This is a genomic window from Pseudomonas syringae, from assembly GCF_002157375.1.
Taxonomy (GTDB): Bacteria; Pseudomonadota; Gammaproteobacteria; order Pseudomonadales; family Pseudomonadaceae; genus Aquipseudomonas; species Aquipseudomonas syringae_T.
Window position 1 is genome coordinate 81826 of sequence record NZ_MTSA01000008.1, and the last position, 12762, is coordinate 94587.

A 12762-nucleotide genomic window follows, 5' to 3' on the forward strand; every position below is an offset into this window, starting at 1 on the left:
TAATGTAATGTCCAATTCTCTCAAAGGTATCCTGCGGCGAGCTCGCGCAGGGACTGTCACTCAAGGCTGGGGGGCAATCGTGGCGATAAGCCGCAGCGACCTCAATCGGCATATAGAACAGCAATATATAGAGCGGTACCCGCGGCTGGCCTTTTTGCCGCTGTTCACTGGCGATATCGGCATGGATGAGCATCAGGTCGATACCTTGCGCCTCACAGGTATCGAGCTGGGTGTGCCCACCTTGTCGTTCCAGGCGACATCGTCACGCGACACCAGCGTGTTGGTGATAATGAATATTGTGGCAGGCCGCTACAGTGGTCTGCACCAGCCAGCAGGCAGTGCAACGACCGTGTCGACCAGTTTCAGGATTGCCGAGCCGATGGGTTTCCGGTTGACAATGACGGCCCACCTGGTGAGCGATGACAGCGGTCACGTGACCCTTGATCTGGCCAAAGGCACTGGTTTTCACTGCAATCTGGCGGGGCTTGATGAAGGCGTCAATCAGCTCCTGGCAGACTTTTTCGCCGGTCAGTTCAGTCAGATTGCAATTCATCGCAGCGTGTTCTCGATGGTGCCTGCAGCACTCGGCCAATATCAGGCGCAGTTGCCACAAGGTTTTCGGATGCTGACCCGTTCCGCGCCCGGAGCAATGAACACGGCAGCGAAGAATTTCGGAGATGGCGCGCTTCTGCTGTTCATGAAATTGCGCGGCAGCGCTGCCGAAGGCCGTTTTCCGCCAACACGCGACTTCGTCTACCCGATACCGACCGTGCCTGGGCCGGACAACCAGGGCAAGTACGGCACCGTGGTGATGTTGTCTCATGAGATGCTCTTGGGCCGTCAGCGTGTTTCGCTGCCTGACAGCATAAAATTTGCGGCGGGCGACGCGTTTCAAGCGTCTGAGCAGCACGCACTTCATGACAGGCTGGTGTTCGGCTCGATGCTTACAACGCCTTTCAGCGTGGCACCGCGGGTCTCGACAATACAGGCCGGACAAAGCCAGCGCTTCATGTTGCACAACCCGCAGGGGCAGGAAGTGCCGGTCTTGAGCTGGAAGGCGTTCAGCCTGCAAAGCCATCGGCCTGACGGCCATGGCAGCATCTCTGCCACGGGTGTTTATACGGCTCCCGATCCTGCGCTGATGGGCCATGACGCCTTGCGCGTCGTGATCACTGCCACCTATGAAGCATCAGGCGAAGCGGTCACTGCTTCGGCGCTGTTGAGTGTGGTGTACGAGAGTATGGAGCTGGCACCCCGCGTGATGGTTGTAGCAGGTGGCGGCGCTGCGCTTCAGAGCGTATCGCTGCGCGCTTCAGCATTGGACGGCAGCCCGATCGATTGGGGCCTGCTGGGGAATGAATATGGCGAGTTGAGCGAGGTTGAAGGGGGCGCGCTGTTTGTCCCGGACGAAAAAAGATCCGGCAAACGAGCCCTGATTACCCAGCAGATTGAAGCGCAGGGCAGTGAGAGTGGTATCGCCACCGTACTGATCGTCAACGGTCAACAGATGTTGCGTATCGAGCCGGCGTTTGTGCCGCGTGCGCGCAGGTCTGTGCCGGTGCAGTTGCAGGATGACAGCGCACTGCTGGCAGGCCTTGCGCGACGCTGGAAAGTGGTGGGTGGCGCGGGCTCTGTTGACCAGCAAGGGCGCTTCATGCCGCCTGACGATCCGGTCGTCACCAGCAGCGTGGTGAGCTGCGAAGTGATCCACAACGGTGTGGTGCTCGCCTGTGGTTACAGCGTCATCGAGTTGTCCGAAGTGATCGACGAACCTCGCTGGAAAGAACTGTCACTGTTCACGGTCACCGTGCCGGGGGGACCCGTTCAAAACAGTCAGGGCAGTCTTTACCCCAACGGCTATCAACAACTCAGGCTGCAGGTCAAGACCCAGACCATGCCGGTCAATAATGTCGAGTATGATTTAAGCGCCATCGAACTGGCGTCCATGCGTCTGGTGGACAACGAGACTCACCAGAACCTCGAGTCAGTCAGCCCGATACTTGAGGGTATTCCCGAGAAAGGCGGCCAGGCCTGGCAGACCCGTCTTGAACATAACCGGTTCGAGCTGGCGAGCCCTGGCGCCGTCGCCACTGATGCGGACCTGAACATACCGAACATCATCTCTCAGAACTTCTACCTGCACAGCCGTGCATTGGTCAATTTCGAGGGCGTCTTTTACGCCACCTTCCAGGATGAAGAAAACAAGTGGTGGACCTCGCTTGATCTGGACGACATAAACAGCAAGGTGAGCATTACACCGCGACGTCTGCCGGTGTTTGATACCGCCAACTACACCTTCGTGCCGACACGTGTCTGGGGCGGTGGCAGCAACCCTACACCCGAGCCGCCTGCGGAAGGCGCCGCCGACGATACATTCGATTTTCATCCCAGGACCATCGATTACTGGACGCTCAGTGTGCGCAATCCAGAAACGCAGCAATGGGTCGGGTTCGAGACAATGACGTTTTTGTCTGCCCAGGAAGATGTACCTGTGACCTCCATCATTCTCTGGGAAGCCGAGTTGGTGGACGAAATCATGTTCAGCTGGACAGGGTATATCTTTGACGACTCGGCCAAAACCGCAGACGCGGAAAAAATCCGTTTTGATGAAGGGGTTCGCTACATCGGCATTGCTCCAGAACTGCTGGACTTCAACGTTGACAAATCCGTCTTCGAGAAGGGGAAGCTGGTCATCAGTTTGCACCGCTCCGACGACGTTGTTTTTGTAGACCCTGAGGTTCCAGAGCGAAAAAGGCTATCGGGTTCACTGGCAGTATTGTTGATCGACCATCAGGGTAACACCCACAAACGGAAGATAAGTTTTCTGCCGGACAGCATTGTAGGCAGGCGCAATCGACTGATGCATACCTTGTACTCGCCAACACTGAGTTCATAAGGCAGTCCACCACAATGAAATGACAGGGAGTCATTATCATGAATACGTTGAACAACGCCCTGACAAGCCTCGTGCTTGTTGCCCTGGCGGGCTGCACGCTGTCACCCACCGAAAAGCCCGTGCCTGAGGTCCCCAAGGTGGTGCGAACCATCTACCTCGCACAAGATGATCAAGGTGGAGGCGACGATTGCAGTTTTCCTGCCGCAAACGACACGGTCTATCTCAACAAACAAGATCATTCGTGTGACAACGACGTCATGAGTTACGTAAGGCTCGATAACGTGCGGTCGTCCACCTTCATAACACTTGAATCCAGAGACTGCGATGATGACCCGAGCTGGGTCTTTGAACTGCGAACTACGATCGACCCGATTTCCACGGGATGGTTGTCCATTGACGCCCTGAGAAACAAAAAAGTGGGCGATGTGATCGTCCGCGGGGTGAGGTTAACCAAGGGTTATAGTGGCGACGATAACATCAAGGGCAAGTTGTCCTGTGTCAGGGTTCGTGTGTCGAGTCCGCCTACCGTCACACCGTGATTATTCGTTAAGTACTTGACACTTCGAGGTTTCGAAACATGACCATTTCAACGTCCGTGCATTCCAATGCATTCAATTTCATGAGTTACATACAAAGTGGTGTTGACCCGCGCACAGGCCAATACACAGCGTCTATTACATTGCCCGACGTCAAGACCAACGGGTTGCGTGGGCCCGGCGTCCCCCTGGCATTGAGTTATAACCCGCTCAACACACAAGACAGTGGTTTTGGTCTTGGCTGGAATCTGCAACTTTCGCAATTTACGCTGGGCACACAGATCGTGTCCTTGAGCAGTGGTGAAACGTTCAAAGTCGATGGCACCCGTGACGATCAGTTGCTGATGTCAGAAAAGAAAATCGACAGTTTTCACTTCTACAAACTGGACGACAGCCGCTATCGGGTGGTGCATAAGTCCGGCCTGGTGGAGCACCTGGAGGTGCGCGGCAGTGTAGGCAACCGGGTTGCCCTGCCGGTTCGCATATGTGCCCCGGAAGGGCACAGCGTTACGCTGGAATACACAACCTTCAGCGGGCATCAGATGCTCAGGGAGGTCAAGGACGACTCGGGGCAGACATTACTCAGCGTCAGCCGGGGCACTGCATCTGTAGAGATACAGTTGCATGCGGCCGACGGCCCGGGCGCAACGTTCATGATGCTGCTGGGTGGCTCGGATCGCCGCGTTACGCGCATCGAATTACCCACCGAGAACAAGGCCTCCTGGCGCTTCGAGTACACGCTGATCCGTAACCATCTGTGCATGATCTCGGTGGAAACACCGGTCGGCGGGCAGGAAACAGTGCTTTACCAGGATGAAGGTCACCAGTTCCCGGCCAAGGCCGGACGTGAGCCGCTGCCCAGAGTCACGCACCATCGCACGGCTCCCGGGTTCGGTCAGCCAGAGATCAACGTGCATTACAGCTACAAGGACAGCGCGGGGCGTGAGCACAATTTTCTCGGCGCGGGCCTGGATATCGCTTGGGAAGACAACGGTCTGGATAACCTTTATCAGTACCTGGGCGCCGAACCGTATCAATACTCGTCGACTGAAACCCTGCGAATCAATGACCTTGATGTGCGCAGCATCGAGCGTGTCTTCAGTCAGTTTCACCTGTTGGTCCGTGAAACCACTCGCCAGAACGTCAATATCATGGAAGTGGACACGAGCTATTACGTGGAGGAAGGTCAGCCGTTTTACGCGCAACCGGCCTATTGCCAGTTGCCCAAAGAGGTCAAGACGAGCTGGCGGTTGTCCACGGTCGGCAGTGTGCCGCGCACCGAGGTTGTCAGCAGTCGCTACGACATCTACGGCAATCTGCTCGCCCAGACTCAGGCCAATGGTGTGGTTGAAAACAGTGAATGGTACCTGGCCGAGGGGGAGGACGGTTGTCCGCCTGACCCTGAAGGCTTTGTTCGCAACCTCAAGAGCAAGACCGTTGTGCCGGCAGCGTCCGAGTATGGTCAGGCCCCTACCTTGATCAGCCGTTATCGCTATAAGGCATTGCCCGCGGTGACTGGCAGTCAACAGGGGGCGTGGCTGACCGAGCAAAGCGAAACCCTGTTACAACTGGACTCCAGCGCCAGGCACGGGTTGCGGCGTGATGCGTATCACCGCATCGACAGCCTGTCAGGCATGGTGCCTGGCGTCGATCACGCGTTAATGCGGGCGCTTCGTGACACGATCGATGCGCTGTTACGAGAGATCCCCGACGTTGAGCAGGAATTGCAGCGCACGGTTTATGAGCACATTGAAGCCCCGGCCGACGCCTTTCAACATGGTCGCGTGGGCCGGCAGATTGTGACGATGGGCGGGCAGAACACGACGACCGAATACGTCTACAGCACGCTTGACAGCCCCGAGTTCGGAGAAAGCGTGCAGCGTACCGTGCAGACCGTCACCGGCTTCGACGGCACACAGCAGGTCATTACCCTGGAGCACTCGCTGCTGATCGGCGAGCCGTTGCTCAACCGTGATGACAATAATGTCGAGATCCGTTACGTCTACGACAACCTGCGGCGCGTGGTGAGCGAAACCGTGGCACCTGGCACCGAGTACGCGGCGACCCGGCGTTACGAATATGTGCTGTGCGCCAACCCGGGCGACCAGGCCGAGCAGCGACTGTTCGATGTCAAGGACGTGAGGACCTGTAGCCGCTTCGACGGGTTGAACCGGGTCATCTATGAAGAGCGTGACAACGCTGATGATCCTGCGCGGGCCGATGAGCCGCGTCAGACGTACAGCGCCGTGCATGATGCCTGGGGGCGTCTGCTGCACGAAGCTGAATATGACTGGCTGGAAACCCGGCAACTGGCGCTGACCAGCCATTACGAGTACGACGACTGGGGCGAGCAGCGATGCGTGACGGGGCCGGACGGCGTGAGGACCGTCGAGGAAACCGATCCCATTGGTACGGCGGCGTCCAAAGGTCCGATTCAGCATAGCTGGACAGAAAGCAGTGGCAGCGTGCCTGAAAAAAGCGCAGTCAGTGAAACCTGGCTCAGCCTGTTCGAGGAGCAACCCACTCGCAGCGTGCGCCTTGATTCCACTGGCCAGGTGGTCAGTTTGAGCGAGTACCACTACGACGGGCTGGGCCGTCGCGTCAGGGAAGCCGTCAGTTCTGATGCGGTTCAACGGATCACCGCCTACACCTACGACGCATTTGATCGGCCCATTGCAACCACGTTGCCAAGCGGGGCGATCGAGCATCGCAGTTACGCCGCCCACAGCAGCGAAGATTTACCGACATCGATTAGCGTCGAGCACAACGGCAAGATCAGCGAATTGGGCCAGCAGGCGTTCGACGGGCTGGATCGTATCGTCCGCTCAGTGACCGGCGGACGTACACGCACGCTCAGCTATGATCCCGGCCTGCTTCAACCCAAGACGGTGAACCTGCCCAGCGGACGCAGGATTGACTATAAGTACCAGCCACAATTGGGCAGCGAGCCGCTGCAACGGACCCAGTCCGATGACGTGGCGAAACTGAGCGTGACCGCAGATTACGAGTACGACCCGCGCAATGCGCGTTTGCTGAATTCGCTGGAACAGGGTGAGGCGCTGAAACGCGAGTACTACAGCACCGGGTCACTGAAAAGCGAGCAGCGTACTTCGCAGGGAAATCAATACACCATGCATTACCGCTATAGCCGGCTGGGGCTGTTGTTGTCGTACACCGATGTGCTGGGCCAGGAGCAGACCAGCCGCTATGACACCGTCGGGCGACTGGAGCAGACCCGTTTGGGGGATATCACCTCAAACTTCACGTACGACGCCTTTGGCCGCACCGCCAGCATCGCCACGGCTGACAGCACCAGTCATCACAAGGTCGTGATCAGCCTTGAGTATGACGATCAGGGACGGGAAAGGCTGCGCACCTTCGACCTCAATGGCGTTGGGCAACGGATGGTCCAGATGTACAACGGTGTCGACGAAATGATCAAGCGCACCCTGACTGAGGGAGGCACCCTCATTCGTGATGAAACCTATCGCTATGACACCAGTGGTCGCCTGGTTCAATACGATTGTGCAGGCACCCAGCTACCCGTTGACCCGTATCGCAAGGTTATCACCAGACAAGTCTTCAGTTTCGACGGCGTGAACAACTTGACGACGGTCATGACGACGTTTGAAGGCAAAACCAACGTGGCCCGTTACTTTTACGAGGGGGCTGACCCTGCGCAATTGACGCGAGTGCAGAATAGTCACACCGATTACCCAACGGACATCTTGCTTGACTACGACCCGGACGGCAACCTGACCCTCGATGAGGAGAAGCGCCCGCTGAAGTACGATCCGTTAGGCCGGCTGATCGAGGTAGGCGCACCTCCTGCCGGCATTCATCTGAGCTATGGCCCGGATGACCTGGTGGCCGGCGAAACCCGTGACGGCGACCAGGACCAGCGTTTTTACCGCGGCGGGACGCTTGCCAATACGCTGGGCAGCCATCAGAACAGTACCTTCATGCGCGGGGACGGCTACCTGCTGGCTGAACACCAGAGCGATCAAACGGTGCTGCTTGCCACCAGCATCAGCGACAGCGTGTTGAGTGAAGTCCACGCCGCCGGTATCAACCGGAGAAGTTATACGGTCTACGGTTACCCCGGCAGTGAAGACCCTCCGGTCGGCAGTCTGGGATACAACGGCGAACTCGCCGAGGCCGATACCGGCTGGCAACTGCTGGGCAACGGTTATCGCGCTTATAACCCGGTATTGATGCGCTTTAACAGCCCGGACAGTTGGAGCCCGTTTGGCGAGGGTGGGGTGAATGCGTATGCGTATGTTGAGGGGGACCCGGTCAATGGGGTGGATCCGACGGGGCATAGTATTTGGGGAGCATTGTTAAGGCTTGCAGCGCCTCTTAGTTCTGCTGCGGACAGCTCCATCCCTAAAGCATTGCTCGGCAACAGCAAAGGCATACCTGTTCGCCTGAGGAAAATGACGCCTAAGACGGTGGAGAACCTCAGGAAAAGAGTTATACCGAAGGATCGGGCATATAAAAATGCACAACAAAACCTGACCAGGAAAACAGAAGAAACGCTGTCAGCACGCTCGAAGGGGAAGCCGCCGTCGAGTCGACTTGTGACTGAGCTTAGCGCAGCAGAAGAGGCAGTAGATAATACTGAGTACCTGTTTTTTGAAGCACAGCGTGTTTACACTTATGCAAGCCAAAATGTCGGGAAGCGGATTGTTACCAAGGAGGTTAAGTCCACCTTAAAAAAGTTTGCAAAAGAATTTGATATTAATGAAGCTATTGCTTCCCAGCAGGAAAGAATAAGGCTTGGTCAGTATCAGACCAAACGTACGCCACGGGACTTTCAAAAGGAGCGCAGTTTTCTGGGTGACGGAAATAGTTGATAGCACACAGTTTCTACTGGCTAGCCGGGCAACGACCTATTTGCCGTTGTCCGGTTTAACTCAGGGGTTTTAATTGTTACCTATCACCTCACCGAAATAACCCCCTGCTGCATCGCGATCACCAACGCCGCACTTATCGAATGCACGTCAAACTTGCGACGGATATTGCTGGTGTGAAAGTAGACCGTCGCCTCCGAGCATTCCTGTATGCGTGCGATCTCCCACGCCGTTTTACCGATCGCCGCCCACTCCAGAACCTGTCGTTCCTTGGCAGTCAACCGGACAACGGTGGACGCGGTCGGGCAGGGCGGCGTTGCACCGCACGGTTTTCCCTTGTCGCGAGCCATGGTGAGGTCCTTCCCTGAAGATTGCCGCACCACGATACCCCCGAGCGCCTCCCTGCGAACCTGACATAAATGACAGCGCCGACCCGAGCGCACGCCTTGCACCGTCTGGTCTGTAGCGTTTTTTTTACAGCTTCTTTACGGCGATCCCCGGCTGTCGATCTCGTGCCTTTACACCGTTGCTGCCGACAATGCACCTCACGCGGCCTGCGCCGTATCGGTTGTTGCCTGATGGGGAAATTTCAATGAGCGTTATGGATGGTATCTCTCTGCTGATGGGAGTCGGGCTGTTCATCTATCTGCTGGTGGCGCTGTTGCGCGCCGACCAGAGTCAGGAGTGATCATGCACAGTTACGATTATCTGTTGATCCTGGCCTTTCTGGTCCTGCTGCTGGCGCCTGCGCCGTGGTTGGGGCGTTTCTATTATCGGGTCATGGAAGGCGAGCGCACCTGGCTCAGCCCGGTGCTGGGGCCGGTGGAGCGTGCCTGCTACCGGATCTCCGGCGTAGACCCCAAAACCGAGCAATCCTGGAAGCAATACGCGTGGGCCTTGCTGGCGTTCAACCTGGCAGGCTTTGTCGTGCTGTTCGCGATGCTGATGCTGCAAGGCGTGCTGCCCCTCAACCCGCAGCAATTGCCGGGCATGGAGTGGTCGCTGGCGTTCAACACGGCGATGAGCTTCGTGACCAACACCAACTGGCAGGCCTACAGCGGCGAGGCGTCGCTCAGCTACCTGAGCCAGATGGTCGGCCTGACCGTGCAAAACTTCGTCAGCGCGGCCACCGGCATCGCTGTGCTGGTCGCGCTGTGTCGCGGCATCAGCCGTCGTTCGTCGCACAGCCTGGGTAATTTCTGGGCCGACATGACCCGCGCCACACTTTATGGCCTGCTGCCGATCAGTATCGTGCTGGCGGTGTTTCTGGTCTGGCAGGGCGTACCGCAGAACTTCGCCCATTACATCGATGCGCTGACCCTGCAAGGCAGCGGTCAGAGCCTGCCGATGGGGCCGGCGGCAAGCCAGATATCCATCAAGCAACTGGGCACCAACGGTGGTGGCTTCTTCGGCGTCAACTCGGCGCACCCGTTCGAGAACCCGACCGCCTTGAGCAACCTGTTCGAACTGGTGTCGATCCTGCTGATCCCGGCTGCGCTGGTGTTCACCTTCGGCCACTACGTCAAGGACATGCGCCAGAGCCGCGCCATTCTTGGCTGCATGCTGGCCTTGCTGTTGATCGGCGGCGCGGTGTCGCTGTGGGCCGAGTACCAGCCCAACCCGGCGCTGAACATCGCCGGTGTTGAACAGACGGCGCCGCTGGAAGGCAAGGAAACCCGCTTTGGCACCACGGGCACCGTGCTGTGGTCCGTCGCCACCACGGCGGCGTCCAACGGCTCGGTCAACGGCATGCACGACAGCCTTAACCCGCTGACCGGCATGGTCGCGCTGGTCAACATGATGGTCGGTGAAGTGATCTTCGGCGGCGTCGGTGTGGGCCTTAACGGCATGCTGTTGAACGTGTTGATTGCGGTATTCCTCGCCGGCCTGATGATCGGCCGCACCCCGGAATACCTCGGCAAGAAACTCCAGGCCCAGGAAGTCCGGCTGCTGGTCGCGACCTTGTTGGTCATGCCGGTGGGCGTGCTGGTACTCGGTGCGATCGCCGCCAGCTTGCCCGGCCCTGCGGGTGCGATCAGCAACCCCGGCCCGCACGGTTTCAGTCAGCTGCTGTACGCCTACACCTCGGCCACGGCCAACAACGGTTCGGCATTCGGCGGGTTCAGTGCCAATACGGTGTTTCACAACCTGATGCTCAGCCTGGCGATTTTCATTGGCCGCTTCGGCTACATCCTGCCGGTGCTGGCACTGGCCGGCAGCCTGGCGATGAAGAAAACCGCGCCGCAGGGCCAGAACAGCTTCCCGACCCACGGCCTGCTGTTCGTCACCCTGTTGACCGTCACCATTTTGCTGGTGGGTGGTTTGACCTTCCTGCCGACCCTGGCACTGGGACCGATTGCCGAACACCTGAGCCTGGGTTTCTGAGGAACCGATCATGAGCACTACTGAAGTTTCAAGAAATGCTGCTGCAAAAGCCGCCGAACCGCAGGCCGCCAGCGAGTCGGCTAAAACCGGCATCGCCGCCCTGTGGCGTCCGGCGCTGGCGCAAGCGTTCGTCAAGCTGGACCCGCGCCAGCTCAAGCGTTCGCCGGTGATGCTGGTGGTGGAACTGACCGCCATTCTGACCACCGTGCTGTGCGTCATCCCCAACCCGCAGGTGCCGACTTCTGTCTGTGTGCAGATTGCCCTGTGGCTGTGGTTCACCGTGCTGTTCGCCAACTTTGCCGAAGCACTGGCCGAAGGCCGTGGCAAAGCACGCGCCGACAGCCTCAAGGCCGGTAGCGAAGGGCTCAAGGCGCGCATCCGCGATGAAAACGGCAGCCTGCGCACGATCAACGCCAGTGAGTTGCGCAAGGGTGATGTGGTGCGCGTCGACGCCGGGGAAATGATCCCCGGTGACGGCGAAGTCATCGAGGGGATTGCGGCCGTCAACGAGGCGGCCATTACCGGTGAATCCGCGCCGGTGATCCGCGAGTCCGGCGGCGACCGCTCGGCGGTCACCGGCAACACTCGGCTGGTGTCCGACTGGCTGCTGGTGCGCATCAGCAGCAACCCCGGCGAATCGACACTGGACCGCATGATCGCGCTGGTCGAAGGCGCCAAACGCCAGAAGACGCCCAACGAAGTGGCACTGGACATCTTGCTGATCGGCCTGACCCTGATCTTCCTGCTGGTGGTCATCACCTTGCAGCCGTTCGCCCACTTTGCCGGTGGCAGCCTGCCGCTGGTGTTCCTGGTGGCGCTGCTGGTGACGCTGATCCCGACCACCATCGGCGGGCTGCTGTCGGCCATTGGTATCGCCGGTATGGACCGTCTGGTGCGCCTCAACGTGATCGCCAAGTCCGGTCGCGCGGTCGAGGCCGCAGGTGATGTGCATGTGCTGTTGCTGGACAAGACCGGCACCATCACTTTCGGCAACCGTCGTTGCGCCGCCATCTACGCCGCGCCCGGCGTGACCCCGAAAGAGCTGGGCGAGGGCGCCTTGCTGGCGTCGCTGGCCGATGACACGGCAGAAGGCAAGTCCATCGTCGAGTTCCTGCGCAACCTGCACCCGATGAGCGAGCCGACCCTGAGCTCGGTGACGGCCGTGCCGTTCAGTGCCGATACGCGTCTGTCCGGCGTGGACTATCAGGGGCATGTCTATCGCAAGGGCGCGGTGGATTCGCTGCTGGCCTTCGTCAATATGCAGCGCAGCGATCTGCCGCCTGCGCTGGCACGTGAAGTGGACAAGATCGCCAAGACCGGTGGCACGCCGCTGCTGGTCTGCGCCAACGGTCGGCTGCTGGGCGCAATCCACCTCAAGGACGTGGTCAAGCCGGGTATTCGCGAGCGCTTCGAAGAACTGCGCAAGCTGGGCATTCGCACCGTGATGGTCACCGGCGATAACCCGCTGACTGCCGCAGCCATTGCCGCCGAAGCGGGCGTTGACGACGTGCTGGCCGAAGCCACACCGGAGAAGAAACTCGAGCGCATTCGTCAGGAGCAGGGCGAAGGCCGGCTGGTGGCGATGTGCGGTGACGGTGCCAACGATGCGCCTGCGCTGGCTCAGGCGGACGTCGGCATGGCGATGAACGACGGCACCCAGGCGGCACGTGAAGCCGCCAACATGGTCGACCTCGACAGCGACCCCACCAAGTTGCTGGACGTGGTGCAGATCGGCAAGCAGTTGCTGGTGACGCGCGGCGCGCTGACCACGTTCTCCATCGCCAACGACGTGGCCAAATACTTCGCCGTGCTGCCTGCGCTGTTTGCGTCGATCTACCCGCAACTGGGTGTGCTCAACGTCATGCAACTGGCCAGCCCGCAGAGCGCGATTCTGTCGGCCATTGTGTTCAACGCGCTGATCATCGTGGTGCTGATCCCGCTGGCCCTGCGCGGCGTGCGTGTCCAGGCCGCCAGCGCGGCTCACCTGCTGCGTCGCAACCTGCTGATCTATGGCCTGGGCGGTATCGTGGTGCCGTTCGTGGGCATCAAGCTGATCGATATGTTGCTGGTCGGTCTCGGCCTGGTGTGAAGC

7 protein-coding genes are annotated in these 12762 nt (G+C 59.1%); 6 read left to right on the plus strand and 1 reads right to left on the minus strand.

Annotated features, from left to right (window positions below):
* Positions 1-7: 7 nt before the first annotated feature.
* Genes BW686_RS27505 through BW686_RS26500 form a run of 3 tightly spaced genes read left to right on the plus strand, consistent with a single transcriptional unit; the run spans position 8 to position 8288 of the window.
* A complete protein-coding gene (locus BW686_RS27505; RefSeq protein ID WP_179149252.1) occupies positions 8-2896 on the plus strand; it encodes a hypothetical protein in 2889 nt (962 codons plus the stop codon).
* Positions 2897-2934: 38 nt separating this feature from the next.
* Positions 2935-3435, plus strand: coding sequence for a hypothetical protein (locus tag BW686_RS11810; RefSeq protein WP_084916887.1), 501 nt, complete (start codon positions 2935-2937; stop codon positions 3433-3435).
* Positions 3436-3473: 38 nt separating this feature from the next.
* Positions 3474-8288 carry an RHS repeat-associated core domain-containing protein gene (locus tag BW686_RS26500; RefSeq protein ID WP_084916889.1) on the plus strand — a complete coding sequence of 1605 codons (4815 nt, stop codon included), beginning with the start codon at positions 3474-3476 and terminating at the stop codon, positions 8286-8288.
* A gap of 83 nt (positions 8289-8371) precedes the next feature.
* Here the strand turns inward: BW686_RS26500 and BW686_RS11820 are convergent, their stop codons facing one another.
* The gene (locus tag BW686_RS11820) at positions 8372-8635 is read right to left on the minus strand and encodes a helix-turn-helix domain-containing protein (RefSeq protein ID WP_084916891.1); all 264 of its coding nucleotides are present in this window, start codon (positions 8633-8635) and stop codon (positions 8372-8374) included.
* A 242-nt stretch (positions 8636-8877) separates the two neighbouring features.
* Here BW686_RS11820 and kdpF point away from each other — a divergent pair, with 242 nt between their 5' ends.
* The 3 genes from kdpF to kdpB are packed head-to-tail and all read left to right on the plus strand — an operon-like array spanning position 8878 to position 12759.
* Positions 8878-8973, plus strand: coding sequence for a K(+)-transporting ATPase subunit F (gene kdpF, locus BW686_RS11825; RefSeq protein WP_003406089.1), 96 nt, complete (start codon positions 8878-8880; stop codon positions 8971-8973).
* A gap of 2 nt (positions 8974-8975) precedes the next feature.
* A complete protein-coding gene (gene kdpA, locus BW686_RS11830; RefSeq protein ID WP_084916895.1) occupies positions 8976-10670 on the plus strand; it encodes a potassium-transporting ATPase subunit KdpA in 1695 nt (564 codons plus the stop codon).
* 10 nt (positions 10671-10680) lie between these two features.
* Positions 10681-12759, plus strand: a complete 2079-nt coding sequence (gene kdpB / locus BW686_RS11835) for a potassium-transporting ATPase subunit KdpB (RefSeq protein ID WP_084916897.1) — start codon at positions 10681-10683, stop codon at positions 12757-12759.
* Positions 12760-12762 lie beyond the last annotated feature (3 nt).